This is a genomic window from Streptomyces sp. NPDC021115 (assembly GCF_044333065.1).
Classification (GTDB): domain Bacteria; phylum Actinomycetota; class Actinomycetes; order Streptomycetales; family Streptomycetaceae; genus Streptomyces.
Genome location: NZ_JBIRQF010000017.1, coordinates 100,383 through 114,174 on the forward strand (window position 1 = coordinate 100,383; position 13,792 = coordinate 114,174).

Below are 13,792 nucleotides of genomic sequence, written 5' to 3' on the forward strand. Positions count from 1 at the left end.
CAGGAAGGTGAGCGCCATGGGCCCGCTGCCACGGCTGTTGCAGATCGCCGCCGCGGTGATCGCCGCGCCCGCCATCACCGCGGCCCTGATCATCGGCGCCGAACGTGCCCTCGGCCGCCGTCCCCGTCACGCCGCCCGGGTCCGGCCGTGGGTCTGGCTGCTTCCGGCCTGCGTGCTCAGCGGCGCCATCCTGGTCTATCCGCTCGCCGACACCGTGCTGCTCAGCTTCCGCCGTGCGGACGGCGGCGGCTGGGCCGGGCTGGGCAACTTCTCCTGGTCCCTGGGCAGCGGTCTGCTGCCCACGCTGCGCAACAACGCCCTCTGGCTGGTGCTGCTGCCGGTGTTCACCCTCGTCCTGGGGCTGGCCGTGTCCGTCCTGGGCGACCGGGTCCGCTACGAACGCACCGTCCGCACCCTCGTCCTGCTGCCCGCCGGGATCTCGTTCGCCGCGGCGGGCGTGATCTGGCGGCTGATGTACGAGTACCAGCCGTCCGGCGCCCCGCAGACGGGCACCGTCGACGGGCTGCTCACCGCGGTCGGCGGCGAACCGAAAGCGTGGGTCGCGGACCCTTCGGTGGCCACGTTCGCGCTCATCTTCGTCGGCTGCTGGATGACGCTCGGCACCACCTCGCTCATCCTGTCCGCCGGGGTGAAGAACATCCCCGGTGAACTCATCGAGGCGGCCCGCCTCGACGGCGCGGGCGAATGGCGGATCTTCCGCTCGGTCACCCTGCCGACGCTGTGGCCCAGCATCCTGGTCGCCCTCACGACCCAGGTCATCTTCGCACTGAAGGTGTTCGACATCGTCTACGTCATGACCAACGGCCAGTACGACACCGATGTAGCCGCCAACCGCATCTACGCGGAGCTGTTCGTCGCCCGGAACTTCGGCCACGCCAGCGCCCTCGCGGTGATTCTGCTGCTCATCGCCTCCCCCGTCATGTTCCTGAACATCCGCCAGTTCCGGCAGGAGACGGCTGCCCGATGACCACCACCGCTCCCCCGGCCACCACCCGGGAACGCCACCACCCCGCCGGGCCGCCGCGCGGCGACCGGCGCCCGGCCGGACGGCTGCGCGCCCTGGGCCGCTCCCCGCTGCATCTCGTCCTCACCGTCATCGCCGTCACCTGGGCCGCCCCCGTCGTCGGCCTGCTGGTCACCTCCTTCCGCACCACGGGTGACGTCGCCACCAGCGGCTGGTGGACCGCGCTGACCCGGCCCGCCTTCACGCCCGAGAACTACGGCAACGCCGCCACCCTCATCGACCTCGGCACCGCCGCCGGGAACAGCCTGGCCATCGCCGTCCCGGCCACCGTCGGCACCGTGACCGTCTCCGCGGTCGCCGCCTACGCGCTCGCCCGCATGCCCTTCCGCGGACGGCTTCCCTTCCTGCTGCTCGTCATCGCGCTCCAGGTCACCCCGCCGCAGCTCACCCTCGTCCCCGTCCTGCGGCTGTTCAACGCCATGGGCCTGACCGGGAGCACCCCCGCGGTGTGGCTGTACCAGGTCGGATTCACCGTCCCCTTCGGCATCTTCCTCCTCTACGGCTTCTTCGCCTCCGTACCGCGCGAACTCCTGGAGGCCGCGGCCATCGACGGGGCGGGCGAGTTCACCATCTTCCGCCGCGTCGTGCTGCCCACCGCCACGCCCGTGCTCGCCGCTCTGGCCATGCTCCAGTTCATCTGGTCGTGGAACGACCTGCTGACCCCGCTGCTGTTCCTCGGCGGCGGCAGCTCCAACGCGCCCTTCACCGTCCAGATCGCCGGGCTGCTGCAATCCACCGGCCAGGGGCAGGAAACCCTCGCGGCCGCCGCGCTGCTCTCCGTGCTGCTGCCGCTCGCCGTACTGCTGCTGCTCCAGCGCTACTTCATCCGCGGCATCCTCGGCGGGTCGGTCAAGGGCTGAAGCACCACCGGCCCGACCGCATCGGTGGCGTATTCGGCCGGGAAATGCCTCAATGCCGCCCCTGACAAGTCAAGATTCCCGTGGCACCCTGCCTCACGCACGTCTATCCGCACCGCTCTTCGTTCCCCCACCCTGCCCGGGCGCGACCCGGCCGGGCACGGCAGAAGGAGACATGCGTGAGACGCCATCGCACCGCCGCGGGCATCCTGCTGGCCGCCGGAGCCCTGCTCACCGGCGGCCTCCTCGGCACCGGCGCGGCCAACGCCGCACCCTCCGCACCGGCCTCCGGGCCGTCGGCGGCGGCCCGCACAGCCTCGTCCGCCGAACAGCACAGGGCCCGCACCTACTGGACCGCCGAGCGGATGCGCTCGGCCACCCCGCTCGATCTGCTGCTGACCCGGCAGGCCGCCAAGCGCCTGAAGGCCCCCGAGCCCGGCGGACAGCCGACCACGGTCGAACCCACCGCCGCGCCCGCCGCCTTCCCGCAGGCCGGTGGCCCGTGGACCGGCAGCGGGGACGTCGTCACCACCTCGGGACGGGTGTTCTTCACCTTCCAGGGGCGTACGGCCTCCTGCACCGGCAACGCCGTGACCAGCCAGAACGCCAGCACCGTCCTCACCGCCGGGCACTGTGTGAAGTACCAGGGCAGCTGGCACACCAACTGGGTCTTCGTGCCCGCCTACAACAACGGCAACGCGCCGTACGGCCAGTGGACCGCGGCGACGACGCTCACCACGCCGCAGTGGGAAGCCAGTGAGGACATGAACTACGACATCGGCGCCGCGGTCGTCACCCCGCTGAACGGCCAGAAGCTCACCTCGGTCGTCGGTGCGCAGGGGGTCCAGTTCAACGGCGGCTACAACAAGCAGATGTACTCCTTCGGCTTCCCCGCCGCCTCGCCGTACGACGGCACGAAGCTCATCTATTGCAGCGGCAACAGCTCGAAGGACTTCCTCCTCACCCAGGACCACGGCCTCTCCTGCAACATGACGGGCGGCTCCAGCGGCGGCCCCTGGCTCACCGGCTTCAACGAGACCGCCGGCACCGGGCTGCAGGTCTCCGTGAACAGCTTCGGCTATGTCTTCCTGCCGAACACGATGTTCGGCCCGTACTTCGGCGACGTGGCGAAGGCCCTGTACGACAAAGCCCAGGCCGCCTAGCGGCGCACCGGCCCGGGGGCGGGACATGCGGGGCCCGGGCCTGTTCGCGTCAGCTGCTCGATGCCGTCATGAGGTGTCCGCGCGGACCACCTTCTGCCCGTACGCCGCCGAACCGCCTGTCATGCGGTGGCGGCTGAGGGTGGGGGCACCGACCGCCGCGGAGGACGTCACCTTCAGCAGCCGGTCGTCGCTGCCGCCGGAGTTGGTGATGCGGAAGAACGCGGCGGTGTCCCAGCCGTCGCCGTACGAGGGGAGGACGCGGCCCTCGGTGACCGCGATCCGCGCCGGTTGCGGAACTGCCAGGCGGGCACCATGGACAGCACGAGCACCGGCAGGGCGAACAGCGCCGTGACCAGGAGCCGTTCGCCCTGCGGGGGCGGGGTCGTGTCAGGGTCGTCCCGGCGCGGCTTCAGCGGCTCGGGCAGCGCGGCCGTGAACCCGGCCTGCTCGACCGCCGCGACGAGTTCCCCGCGCCGGATGTGCGGCGGATGGCTGACGCGGGCCCGCCCGGTGGCCGGGTTGACCGACGCGGACACTCCGTCCAGCTTGGCGAGCTTTTTCTCGACGCGCCGTACGCAGGCCGCGCAGGTCATTCCGCCGATGGCCAGGTCGGTGGTCAGCGCGAGCGATTCCGCGGCCATCAGCCGCCGTCCCCGTGCTCCATGTTCCGCATGTCGCCCATGTCCGCGCCTCCACCGCCCTTGCGGTCGCCGCCTGTCGAGGGGGCCTGCATGCCGGGTGCGACGGGTCCGGCGTGCACGCCCACGGCGTACGACACGCCGAGGGCGAGCGCGAGCAGCAGCAGAAAGCCGCAGAGGGCGGGCGGCGGTGCCCACCCTGGCGGCACTGCGCCCGTCCGGGGTTCGTCCATACCGGTCTCCTGATGTCGCCGTGGGTCGTGGTTCGAGCCGTACCGGTACAGGGAGTCGGATCGGGAAGGGACCGGGTTCCCTCGGCGCTCCCGTGGTGTGCGCCACATGCCCCTCGGCGGCGGGACCTTCGCGGTCCGGACCGGGGCCCGGCGCCCGGCGGGTCCGCCCTGCTGAGACGATGGGCGGCGACATGGATGCGGGGCAGGTGCTCAGGACGGTGCGCGCCACGGTGTTCGCGGTGGTCTGCGTACTGGCCGCGGCACTGGGGCACTTGGTCATGTCGGGGATGCCGGTGCCCACCTCGACCCTGCTGGCCGCCTTGGCGGTCGCCGCGGTCGGTGCGTGGTGCTGCGCCGGGCGTGAGCGCGGCCCGGTGGCGGTGGGGCTGCTCACGGTGGGCACCCAGGCGGTGTTGCACACCGCCTTCTCGTTCGGCCAGACCGCCCGGTCCAGTGATGGCAGCATGGGCCCCACCGGGCAGTGGGCCAAGGCCCTGCTGTGCGGCCCTGGGCGTACACGGCTCTCCGAGAGCGACGCGGCGCGGGTGGTGCGGGACGCCGGGCTGAGTCGCCACCTCCACCAGGGCGCGGCCCCCGCGATGGCGGGGCACGGACAGCACGACGTCGTGATGCACGGAAACACGGCCGGAATGGTCGCCGCGCACCTTCTGGTCGCGCTCCTGAGCGCCTGGTGGCTGTGCGGTGGCGAACGGGCCGCCTTCCGGCTGGCGCGGGCGGCGGCCGTCCGCCTGTTCGCGCCGCTGATCGTCGTCTTCGCTGCCGCGGTTCCCGACGCGCCGCCGTCGGCGGGCCCGCTGAGGGAGACGCCGCGCCGCACCGTGCGGGAGTTGCTGCTCGCCCACTCCATTTCGCTGCGGGGTCCACCATCGGGGCCCGCTGTCGGCTGACAGCTGGTCTGTTCCCTGCCAGGGCGTTCCCGGTGTGCCATCCGCCCCGGGGCTGCCGCGCCCTGGTCACCCCTTGTGCCGGTGCCGTGCGAACACGGTGACCGGATCCATGCGAAGGACTTCCGATGATGACTCCTGTCCGGATGCCGAGGGCATCCGTGCGCGCGTCAGTGCTTTCTGCCCCTCTTCGCGGTGCCGGGGCAGCGCGCGGCGCGGCGTCAGAACACCTGCGGTGGCGGCTCCGGGGCTTCGGTGCCCGGGTCGGTCTCCGTGTCCCTCAGTCCCGCGATGTGCTCGGTGAGCCGGCGGGCCCGGTCCTCCCACAGCCGACAGTCGGCACACGTGCCGAGGTGGGCCGCCATCTGCCGCTCGGTGATGCCCGGGGGCATCTCCTCGCCGTCGAGGCGGGCGGAGAGGGCCGTTCGGATGCGCGAGCAGTGCATGCCGCCATCCTCCCCGATGTGTGCGGCGTTCGGCGTGGGGAGGGGCGTCATGCGTGATGACGCAACCGTGACGGCATGGGCGCTCGCGGCCCGTGACGGCGACCCGGCCGCCGTGGAGCAGTTCGTCCGCGCCACCCGTGCGGACGTCCGCCGCTATGTGGCGCATCTGAGCGGGGATCCGCAGGCGGCGGACGACCTGGTGCAGGACACGTACATGCGTGCGCTGCGGAGCCTTCCCCGCTTCGAGGGGAGATCGTCGGCGCGCACCTGGCTGCTGGTGATCGCGCGCCGGGTCGTGGCCGATCGCATCCGATCGCTGTCGGCCCGCCCCAGGATCGCCGGAACCGACGACTGGCAGGCGGCCGCGGAGCGGAGGCAGCCGTGCGGTGTGCCGGGCTTCGACGAGGGTGTCGCCCTGGGCGAACTGCTCGCGGCGCTGCCCACGGCGCAGCGGGACGCGTTCGTGCTCACCCAGCTGCTGGAGCTGCCCTATTCCGAGGCCGCCGCCGTGACGGACTGCCCGGTCGGCACCATCCGCTCGCGCGTGGCCAGGGCCAGGGAATTCCTGATCGCGCAGCTCAGCGCGGCGGAGGACGAGCCGGTCGGCGCCCTGGCCTGACGCCCCGGGGTGTGGCGGAGGACGCGCCCGCGCGCCGTCCGCCACACCCCGGCGCCCTTCGCGGCGGGGCCGCGCGGGGTCAGGTGGCCGGTTGCCAGCCCAGTGCGGGGCCGAGCCGGGTGGCGATGTCGGTGAGGATCTGGACGTAGTCCTCGTGGCCGAAGGTGAACGGCAGCGCGAACGCGACCTCCTCGACCTCGCGGAAGGCTGCGTGGGAGGCCAGCCGTTCGGCGATCTCCTCCGACGTGCCGACGAGGTCGGGCGCGAACATCATGCGCGCCGGTCCCTGTGGCGTGGCGGTCCGCGGCAACCGCTTCCGGGCGTACTCCTCGTACGTGGCGCGCTGTTCCGGTGTGGCGGTGTCGGTGGGGATGACGACGAGTCCCTGGGAGACGCGGGCGCGGTCGCCGTCGGGGTGGTGGGCGCGGAAGGTCCGTATGTGCGAGAGCTGGATCTCGGCGAAGTCCTCGGACTCCTCCGCCTTCACCACGCTGCTGGTGAGCAGGTTCATTCCCCGCTCACCGGCCCACCTGGCCGACCGCAGGCTGCCGCCGCCGTACCACATGCGGCGGCCGAGCCCCGGGGCATGCGGCTGGACGCGGTCGGAGAAGACCTCGAAGCCCTCGACACCGCTGAAGTCGGTGGCGGGTTCGCCGCGTACGAAGTCCAGCAGCCGTCGCACGCGTGCGTGGCTGAAGTCCTCGGCCTCGGCGGTGTCCGGGTACAGCGCGCCCTTCACCTGGTCGTAGTGGTTCGGCGGGCCGACGCTGACCCCCGGGTTGAGGCGGCCCCCGGACAGGATGTCGACCGTCGCCAGGTCCTCGGCCAGCCGCAGCGGGTTCTCCCAGCCCATGGGGATGACGGCCGTGCCCAGCTCGATGCGGCTGGTGCGCTGCGTCGCCGCCGCCAGGACGGCGACGGGTGAGGAGATGCCGTATTGCAGATGACGGTGGCGCACCCAGGCGCTGTCGAAACCCAGGCGTTCGCCCAGTTCGATGATCTCCAGTGTGGATTCGTGGCCCCGGCGCGGATCGGCCTCGTCGAACAGGCCGATGGTCAAGAAGCCCAGTTTCCGCAGGGGTTTCGAGGTCGGTGACTTCATAGGGATTGAGTCTCCAGCACCGCGGCGCCGACCGGGACGGGTTCGGGTGCGGCCGCCAGGAGGGCGCTGGTGTAGGGGTGCTGGGGGGCGACGCAGACCTCGTCCGCGGGGCCCGTCTCGACGATCCGGCCGCGGTGCATGACGGCGATGCGGTGGCTGACCTGCCGTACGACCGCCAGGTCGTGGGCGATGAACAGCAGGGCCAGGCCGAGGTCACGCTGGAGGTCGGTCAGCAGGTTGACTATCTGGGCCTGTACGGAGACGTCGAGCGCCGAGACGGGTTCGTCGCACAGCAGCACGGAGGGTTCGGGGGCCAGGGCGCGGGCGATGCCGATGCGCTGGCGCTGGCCGCCGGAGAACGCGCGGGGCAGCCGGTCGGCGACGGCCGGGTCCAGGCCGACGAGTTCCAGCAGTTCGGCGACGCGTCGCGCGCGGGCGGCGCGATCGGGGTGGATTCCGTGGACGAGGAGGGGTTCGCCGACGATGTCGCCCACGGTCATCCGCGGGTTGAGCGAGGCGTACGGGTCCTGGAACACCATCTGCACATGGCGGCGCAGGTCCCGCAGCGCGGTACGGGAGGGCCGGGTGACGTCCTCGCCGCGGAGCCGGATCGTGCCGCCGTCGGCCGGGTGGGCGTGTGCGAGCAGCCGGGCCAGGGTGGACTTGCCGGACCCGGACTCTCCGACGATGCCGAGGGTTTCCCCGGCGTGGAGGGTGAGGGAGACGTCGTCGACGGCGACGAGCGGGGCGTGGCGGCGCCCCCGGAACTCCTTGCGCAGCGCGACGGCCTCCAGCAGCGGTGTGCGCTCTTCGGCGGTGGCGACATCGGCGCGCTCGGCGGGCGGCGCCACCGTGACCGGCCGCGTGGTGTCCTGGTGCCAGCACGCCACGCCGTCGGCCAGGGGTGGCGCCTCGGTCCGGCACCGCTCGTCCGCCGCCGCGCACCGCTGCGCGAACGCGCATCCCAAAAGGGGCAGCGACAGGTCGGGCGGCGCGCCGGGAATGCCGGTGAGCCGGGTGCCGGAGGGCGACGACAGCCGGGGTACGGCGGCCAGCAGCCCCGCGGTGTACGGGTGCCGGGGCCGGGTGAGGACGTCGGCCGTGGGGCCGTTCTCGACGACCGTGCCGCCGTACATGACCAGCGCCCGGGCGCAGGAGCGGGACACCACGCCCATGTTGTGGGTGATGAGGAGCAGGGCCGTGCCGGTCTCCTCATTGAGGGTGGCCAGCAGTTGGAGGATCTGTTCCTGCACGGTGGCGTCGAGTGCCGTGGTCGGTTCGTCGGCCACCAGGAGGTCCGGTTCGCCCGCGAGGGCCATCGCGATGAGGATGCGCTGGCGCTGGCCCCCGGAGAACTGGTGCGGGTGGTCGTGGAGTCTGCGCCGCGGCTCCGGGATGCCCACCAGGCCGAGCAGTTCCTCGGCGCGGGCCCGCCGGATGGCGCGGTCGCCGTGGCGGTGGGCCCGCAGCACCTCGTCGAGCTGGGTGCGGATCGACAGGACCGGGTTGAGGGAGGTCATCGGGTCCTGGAAGATCGTCCCGATCCGGGCGCCGCGCACCGCGCGCAGCTCCTCGTCGGTCGCGGCGGCGAGGTCGGTGCCGTCCAGCAGCACCGATCCGGCCGTGATCCGTCCCGTGCCCGGCAGCATCCGGGTCAGCGCCAGGGCGGTGGTGGACTTTCCGGAGCCGGACTCGCCGACGACGGCGAGGGTTTCGCCGCGCTCCAGGCGGAAGTTCACATCGCGTACGGCGTGGACGGTGCGTCCGTCCGGGGTCTGGAAGTCGACGCCGAGGCCGCGCACCTCCAGCAGGGGGGATGTCATCGGCGGACCTCCCGGTTCAGGGCCTCGGACAGCAGCGAGAAGCCGAGGACGAGCAGGGTGACGGAGAGCATGGGGCCCGCGGCGAAGAAGGGCGCCTGGGCCAGATAGGGCAGCGCCTGGCTGAGCAGGCTACCGAGGGTGGGTTCGGGCGGGCGCACCCCGACTCCGAGGAAGCTCATCGCGCCTTCGAGGAAGACGGCGATGGTGAGGGAGACGGCGAGCTGGACGACCAGCGGGTCGGCGCAGTTGGGCAGGATGTGCCGCAGCAGCAGCCGCACCCGGCCGGTGCCGCCGACCCGCGCGGCGACGGCGTACTCGCGCTCCCGCTGGATCAGGATGGCGGCGCGCAACTGCCTTCCGAAGACGGGGATCTCGGCGAGCGCGATGACGACGATCACCGGCAGCCGCCCCGGGCCGAGGACGGCGGTGATGGCGAGCGCCAGGATCAGCCCGGGGAAGGCCAGCACCAGGTCGAACAGCCGCTGCGCCACGGTGTCCAGCACCGGATGGACGGCGGCGAGCAGCGCGAAGGCGCAGCCCAGCAGCGCCCCGAGGGGCACCCCGGTGGCGATCACCTCCAAGTCGGCGCGGATGCCGTACAGCACCCGGCTGAGCAGATCGCGGCCGAGGTCGTCGGTGCCGAGCAGGTGTCCGGCGCTGCCGGGGCCCAGCAGGGTGTCACCGCTCTGGTCGGTGGGGTCGTACGAGGTGAGGAGCGGGGCGAGCAGTCCGCCGAGCACCACCAGGGCGACCAGCAGCAGGCCGACGCGGCCGCGGGTGGTGGTGAGGGCGGTGAGATAGGGATGGCGGGTGGCCCGCGCGCGTACTCTGCGTGCCATCGCGGTCGAGGGCGTGGTCATGGTGGTGGTCACTCCCGGGTTCACTCCCACCGGATGCGCGGGTCGAGCAGCGCGTAGACGATGTCGGTCAGCAGTTGGATGAGGACGAACACCGCGACCAGGAGCAGCAGCACGTCCTGGACGACGGGGTAGTCGCGCCGGGTGAGCGCCTGGTCGGCGAGTTGGCCGAGGCCCGGCCAGGCGAAGATGGCCTCCACCAGGACGGCGCCGCCGAGGAGCTGGCCGGTCTGGATGCCGAGCAGGGTGACGACGGGTGGCAGGGCGTTGGGGAGGGCGTGCCGCCACAGCAGTCTGCGGCGGGGTACTCCGGCCGCGGTGGCGGTGCGGATGTAGTCCTCGCCCAGGGCGCGTTCCAGGCTGTCCTTCAGGTAGCGGCCCAGCACGGCCGCGCTGGGCAGGGCCAGGCACGGCGACGGCAGCAGCAGGTACTGGAGCTCCAGGTCGGGCGCTTCGAGGAGCCCGATCCGGCCACCGGACGGCAGCACGACGAACTGCACCGCGAGGACCAGGACGAGCACCACGCCCGTCACGAACGGCGGCACCGCGAGGGCGGCGGTGGTGAGCGCCCGTACGGCCGACCGCACCGCGGGGCGGCGGGAGGTGGCGCCGAGCACGCCGAGAGCCAGGCCGATGAGCACCGTGAAGAACAGTGCTCCCGCGGTGAGTTCGGCGGTGGCCGCGAATCCGTCGCCGATCAGATCGGCCACTTCTCCGCCGATGGCGTACGACGGGCCGAGTTCACCGGCGAGAAGATCGCCGATCCAGCTCACGTACTGCGTCAACACCGGCTGATCGAGACCGAGTTGATGGCGGATGGCCTCGACGGACGCGGGGGAGGCGTCCGGCCCGGCGAGCGCGTCCGCGGCGTCGCCGGGGACGAGTCGCAGGATCGCGAAGATGAGGAAGGAGGCGAGGAGGAGGACCAGCAGCGCCGAGGGGATCTTCTTCAGGAGATAGCCACGCATGGTCAGTCCAGGTAGGCGTTGTCGAGGTTGAGATACATGTACTTGTTGAGCGTCGGCCCGTGCAGCCGCTTCGACGCCACCTGCACCGCGTCCTCGATGGCGAGGTCGATGATGAACGCCTGGTCGAGCAGCAGGTCGGAGACCTTTCGGTAGCGGGCGTTGGCGGCGGCGCCGTCGGCTTCCTCGTGCCGCCAGGCCGCGTGGACGGCCTCGGTGTACTCCGGGGAGCGGAAGTGTGAGGTGTTCTGTGCCTCGTTGAAGGGGTAGGCGCTGATGGCCAGGGTCGAGGGGTGCACCTGCGAGAAGGAGTGGGTGTTGATCCAGAGCGTGGGCATCGTGCCGGAGATCAGCTGCTTCTGGAACACGGCAGGGTCGGTGGGTTCCAGCCGGGTCCTGATGCCTGCCTGCTTCAGGTCGTTCTGGACGATCTCGGCGATGGTGGTGTGCGCCGCCGTAGTGGGGTGTCCCAGCGGCAGGGTCTGCCGCGTGGACACCCCGGAGGACTTCAGCAGCCGGCGGGCCTTGGCCGGGTCGTGGGTGTAGTGGGTGCGGGTCGCCTCACTGTGCGCGGGCGAGGACCTGGGCCAGGGCGCGGCCGAGGCGAGGCCGTAGCCGCCGAGCGCCTGGGACACGATCCGGTCCCGGTCCACGGCCCAGGCGACGGCCTGCCGGAACGCCTTGTTGTCGGCCGGTGCCTTGGTGACCGTGGCGCCGACGTACATGGCGCCGGTGCCGGTGTCGTACCTCTTGACGCTGAAGCTCGCGCCGATCTTGAGCGTGGCCAGGTACTTGCCCGGTACGTGGTACGACAGCTGCGCCTGGCCCGAGCGCAGCGCGGACAGCAGGGCGTCCGGCTGGGTGTAGACGCGAAGCTCGACGGCGTCCAGGTAGGGGCGGTCCGGGATCCAGTACGTCTCGTTGCGTACGAGGCTCAGGCCCACCCCGGGCCTCCGGCTGACGAACCTGAACGGGCCGGTGCCGTTGAGCTTCCTGCCCGCGAGAGCGTCGTCGAGGGTGTGCCGATCCGTGATGATCATGAACTCGAAGAGGTCGAAGAGGTTGCTCACCGGGTGGGCGAGTCTCAGCACCAGTTCGTGGTCGCCCCGCTTCTCGAAACCGGTAACCGCCTTGGCGGTGGCGGTGAGTTGGGACGAGCGCTCCGGCTTCCAGAGGTTCTTGACGGCGAAGACGACGTCGTCCGCGGTGAACGGGCGGCCGTCGTGAAACGTCACGTCGTCGCGCAGCGCGAGCGTGATGCTCCGGCCGTCGGCGGCGTACCGCCACGACGTGGCCAGCTCCGGCTGGGGCCGCAACCGGTCGTCGTAGCGGATCAGGGTGTTGTAGATCAGCCGGTTCTGGAGCGACTGGTCGGCCTGGGTGAACAGCAGGGAGGGCTCTACGTCCTCGTTGACCCCGACCGTGAGCGTCCCGCCGCGCTTGGGCCCGTCCCCCGACCCGCCCACCGTGGAGACGGCTGACCGGCAGCCGGTCAGCGCGCCGCCCGCCCCGAACATCAGGGCACCGGCACCGGCGGCCCGCAGGGCGGTGCGCCGGGACGGTGAGTCCGCGGGCGGGAGGGGAGGTGTGCGCATGAGGGAAGACCCGTTCTTTTCGCTTCGGCAGGAAGTAATCGACGGCGATGAGCGCGCGGCGGTGCACGGGCCGTGGATCGGCCGTGTGGTGACGAGATGCGCCATGGGTGTCCGTACGTGGCCGGACCCGGATCAGCGGCGGCTCGGCGCCGTGTCAGTTTCGGGCAGCACAGATCGCGCTGGCCTGCCGACACAGATCGACATGCCAGCGGGACACGAGGCGCAGGTCCGGGGGCACGCGCAGCAGAATGGCAGCGGTCACAGCCCATGGTCAACAACGCTCTGACCAGGGCGGCTTGCCAGTTCTACGGGAGTATTGCGGCCGTATTGCCGACAGCTTGCAGCGGGCTCGTGAGCAGCGGATTCAGGACGACGGTGGCGGCCGCCACGAGAAGGGCCGCCGGTCCAGCATGTGGGACCACGATCCGCTCGGGGTCGTCGCAGACGTGTGCGTGCGCGATCGCGGCCGCCCGGATCTCGTCGAGGTACGCGGGCTGGAGTGTGCTCGACCGCTCGGTGACCACGACGAGGTCGGGGTTGAGCACGTCGAGGAGCAGTCCCGTCGCCCGGCCCACCGCCCGCGCGCGTTCCCGCAGCAGTGCGTCGGCCCGCCGGTCCCCCGCTGCCGCCGCGTCCACCAGCAGCCCGGCGTGGGGCTCGGGTATCAGGCCCGCCGCGACCGCACGCCGGGCGAGGACGGTGTCGGAGACGGTCGCCTCCAGGCAGCCGGTACGGCCACAGGGACACGGCGCCGTGCTGCCCGGCACCGGCAGATGCGCCACGTCGCCCGCCCCCGACCGGGGCCCGCTGTGCACCACGCCCGCGATGGCGAGCGCCGCGTCCACCACGTTGCCGACGAACAGATGCACCAGGGAGCGGCGCGCCGCGGGCCGTCCGAACAGCAACTCCGAGAGGGCCACGGCACGGGCGTGGTTGTCGACCCGGGCGGGCAGCCTGGTGTGCCGCCGGAGGTCGGCCCCCAGCGGGTAGTGGTCCCAGCCGAGCGCCTCATGCCGTACGACGGTGCCGTGCACCGGGTCCACCCAGCCGCCGATGGCCGCGCCCACCCCGAGGACCGTGCCGCCGTCCGGCCGGTGTTCGGCGAGGAACGCGGCGAGCGCCCGCCCCAGGCGTTCCCGCAGCTCGGCAGGCGGTACCGCGTCGTGCGGGAAGTCCTGCCGGGCCACCACCGTGCCGCGCAGATCGGTCAGGCCGAAGCTCGACCCGGGGACCCCGATGTGCACACCCGCCACGAGCGGCCCGCCCGCGTCGCCGGTGTGCAGGTCCACCGGGATCTGCGGTCGGCCCACCCCGCTCGCGGCCACCAGCTCGGGCACCTCGCGCACCAGGCCGAGCCGGGTCAGATCGGTGCACTGCCGGGACACGGCCGCCGGGCTCAGCCCGGCCAGCCGGGCGATGCCACTGCGGGCCACCGGGCCGTGGTCGAGCACGGCGCGCAGCACCGACGCGGCGTTGGCCTCCCGGCGTCCGTCGCCGGAGGTACGGGCGCCCGGGGGCGGGCTTGCGGGCATGGCGGGTCCTCC

The 13,792-nt window shown here is 72.4% G+C and carries 14 protein-coding genes and 1 pseudogene; 5 read left to right on the forward strand and 10 right to left on the reverse strand.

What is annotated here, in order from left to right; all coding sequences use genetic code 11:
• The first annotated feature begins 16 nt into the window (after positions 1 to 16).
• From ACH4TL_RS35475 to ACH4TL_RS35485, 3 genes are all read left to right on the forward strand, one after another.
• Positions 17 to 988 (forward strand): carbohydrate ABC transporter permease, encoded by a 972-nt coding sequence (locus ACH4TL_RS35475; protein WP_398324707.1) that lies wholly within the window; start codon positions 17 to 19, stop codon positions 986 to 988.
• On the forward strand, positions 985 to 1,905 hold the full coding sequence (locus ACH4TL_RS35480) for a carbohydrate ABC transporter permease (protein WP_398324710.1): 921 nt from the start codon (positions 985 to 987) through the stop codon (positions 1,903 to 1,905). Before ACH4TL_RS35475 ends, ACH4TL_RS35480 begins: the two co-directional genes overlap by 4 nt.
• Positions 1,906 to 2,081: 176 nt before the next feature.
• Positions 2,082 to 3,065, forward strand: a complete 984-nt coding sequence (locus tag ACH4TL_RS35485) for a trypsin-like serine peptidase (protein ID WP_398324713.1) — start codon at positions 2,082 to 2,084, stop codon at positions 3,063 to 3,065.
• A gap of 287 nt (positions 3,066 to 3,352) precedes the next feature.
• Here ACH4TL_RS35485 and ACH4TL_RS35490 read toward each other — a convergent pair.
• Both ACH4TL_RS35490 and ACH4TL_RS35495 read right to left on the reverse strand, forming a co-directional pair.
• Positions 3,353 to 3,706: pseudogene (locus tag ACH4TL_RS35490) on the reverse strand (cation transporter); the annotation flags it as partial.
• Positions 3,706 to 3,936: a hypothetical protein gene (locus ACH4TL_RS35495; RefSeq protein ID WP_398324716.1), complete on the reverse strand. Its 231-nt coding sequence runs from the start codon at positions 3,934 to 3,936 to the stop codon at positions 3,706 to 3,708. The pseudogene ACH4TL_RS35490 and the gene ACH4TL_RS35495, both read right to left, overlap by 1 nt.
• Positions 3,937 to 4,127: 191 nt before the next feature.
• Here ACH4TL_RS35495 and ACH4TL_RS35500 point away from each other — a divergent pair, with 191 nt between their 5' ends.
• Positions 4,128 to 4,844 carry a PE-PGRS family protein gene (locus ACH4TL_RS35500; protein ID WP_398425416.1) on the forward strand — a complete coding sequence of 239 codons (717 nt, stop codon included), beginning with the start codon at positions 4,128 to 4,130 and terminating at the stop codon, positions 4,842 to 4,844.
• A 218-nt stretch (positions 4,845 to 5,062) separates the two neighbouring features.
• Here ACH4TL_RS35500 and ACH4TL_RS35505 read toward each other — a convergent pair whose 3' ends face one another.
• On the reverse strand, positions 5,063 to 5,287 hold the full coding sequence (locus ACH4TL_RS35505) for a zf-HC2 domain-containing protein (protein ID WP_398324722.1): 225 nt from the start codon (positions 5,285 to 5,287) through the stop codon (positions 5,063 to 5,065).
• A 49-nt stretch (positions 5,288 to 5,336) separates the two neighbouring features.
• Here ACH4TL_RS35505 and ACH4TL_RS35510 point away from each other — a divergent pair, with 49 nt between their 5' ends.
• Positions 5,337 to 5,906 carry a sigma-70 family RNA polymerase sigma factor gene (locus ACH4TL_RS35510; protein WP_398324725.1) on the forward strand — a complete coding sequence of 190 codons (570 nt, stop codon included), beginning with the start codon at positions 5,337 to 5,339 and terminating at the stop codon, positions 5,904 to 5,906.
• A 79-nt stretch (positions 5,907 to 5,985) separates the two neighbouring features.
• On the opposite strand, the gene ACH4TL_RS35515 is transcribed toward ACH4TL_RS35510, so the two are convergent.
• The 7 genes from ACH4TL_RS35515 to ACH4TL_RS35545 all read right to left on the reverse strand — a co-directional run bounded on the left by ACH4TL_RS35515 (position 5,986) and on the right by ACH4TL_RS35545 (position 13,780).
• Entirely contained in the window at positions 5,986 to 7,008 is a 1,023-nt protein-coding gene (locus ACH4TL_RS35515) for an LLM class flavin-dependent oxidoreductase (RefSeq protein ID WP_398324728.1), read from the reverse strand.
• Positions 7,005 to 8,831: a dipeptide ABC transporter ATP-binding protein gene (locus ACH4TL_RS35520; protein WP_398324731.1), complete on the reverse strand. Its 1,827-nt coding sequence runs from the start codon at positions 8,829 to 8,831 to the stop codon at positions 7,005 to 7,007. Before ACH4TL_RS35520 ends, ACH4TL_RS35515 begins: the two co-directional genes overlap by 4 nt.
• The gene (locus tag ACH4TL_RS35525) at positions 8,828 to 9,691 is read right to left on the reverse strand and encodes an ABC transporter permease (RefSeq protein WP_398324734.1); all 864 of its coding nucleotides are present in this window, start codon (positions 9,689 to 9,691) and stop codon (positions 8,828 to 8,830) included. The genes ACH4TL_RS35520 and ACH4TL_RS35525 overlap by 4 nt, the downstream gene beginning before the upstream one ends.
• Before the next feature lie 20 nt (positions 9,692 to 9,711).
• On the reverse strand, positions 9,712 to 10,656 hold the full coding sequence (locus tag ACH4TL_RS35530; RefSeq protein WP_398324737.1) for an ABC transporter permease: 945 nt from the start codon (positions 10,654 to 10,656) through the stop codon (positions 9,712 to 9,714).
• 2 nt (positions 10,657 to 10,658) lie between these two features.
• Entirely contained in the window at positions 10,659 to 12,248 is a 1,590-nt protein-coding gene (locus ACH4TL_RS35535; RefSeq protein WP_398324740.1) for an ABC transporter substrate-binding protein, read from the reverse strand.
• Positions 12,249 to 12,402: 154 nt separating this feature from the next.
• Entirely contained in the window at positions 12,403 to 12,510 is a 108-nt protein-coding gene (locus ACH4TL_RS35540; protein WP_398324743.1) for a putative leader peptide, read from the reverse strand.
• Positions 12,511 to 12,553: 43 nt separating this feature from the next.
• Positions 12,554 to 13,780: an ROK family protein gene (locus tag ACH4TL_RS35545; RefSeq protein ID WP_398324746.1), complete on the reverse strand. Its 1,227-nt coding sequence runs from the start codon at positions 13,778 to 13,780 to the stop codon at positions 12,554 to 12,556.
• Positions 13,781 to 13,792: the final 12 nt, after the last annotated feature.

Coding starts and splice junctions, on each gene's coding strand:
- ACH4TL_RS35535 (WP_398324740.1), bottom strand. CDS start 12,248: ATGCGCACACCTCCCCTCCCGCCCGCGGACTCACCGTCCCGGCGCACC.
- ACH4TL_RS35515 (WP_398324728.1), bottom strand. CDS start 7,008: ATGAAGTCACCGACCTCGAAACCCCTGCGGAAACTGGGCTTCTTGACC.
- ACH4TL_RS35520 (WP_398324731.1), bottom strand. CDS start 8,831: ATGACATCCCCCCTGCTGGAGGTGCGCGGCCTCGGCGTCGACTTCCAG.
- ACH4TL_RS35545 (WP_398324746.1), bottom strand. CDS start 13,780: ATGCCCGCAAGCCCGCCCCCGGGCGCCCGTACCTCCGGCGACGGACGC.
- ACH4TL_RS35505 (WP_398324722.1), bottom strand. CDS start 5,287: ATGCACTGCTCGCGCATCCGAACGGCCCTCTCCGCCCGCCTCGACGGC.
- ACH4TL_RS35510 (WP_398324725.1), top strand. CDS start 5,337: ATGCGTGATGACGCAACCGTGACGGCATGGGCGCTCGCGGCCCGTGAC.
- ACH4TL_RS35500 (WP_398425416.1), top strand. CDS start 4,128: ATGGATGCGGGGCAGGTGCTCAGGACGGTGCGCGCCACGGTGTTCGCG.
- ACH4TL_RS35475 (WP_398324707.1), top strand. CDS start 17: ATGGGCCCGCTGCCACGGCTGTTGCAGATCGCCGCCGCGGTGATCGCC.
- ACH4TL_RS35495 (WP_398324716.1), bottom strand. CDS start 3,936: ATGGACGAACCCCGGACGGGCGCAGTGCCGCCAGGGTGGGCACCGCCG.
- ACH4TL_RS35480 (WP_398324710.1), top strand. CDS start 985: ATGACCACCACCGCTCCCCCGGCCACCACCCGGGAACGCCACCACCCC.
- ACH4TL_RS35530 (WP_398324737.1), bottom strand. CDS start 10,656: ATGCGTGGCTATCTCCTGAAGAAGATCCCCTCGGCGCTGCTGGTCCTC.
- ACH4TL_RS35525 (WP_398324734.1), bottom strand. CDS start 9,691: ATGACCACGCCCTCGACCGCGATGGCACGCAGAGTACGCGCGCGGGCC.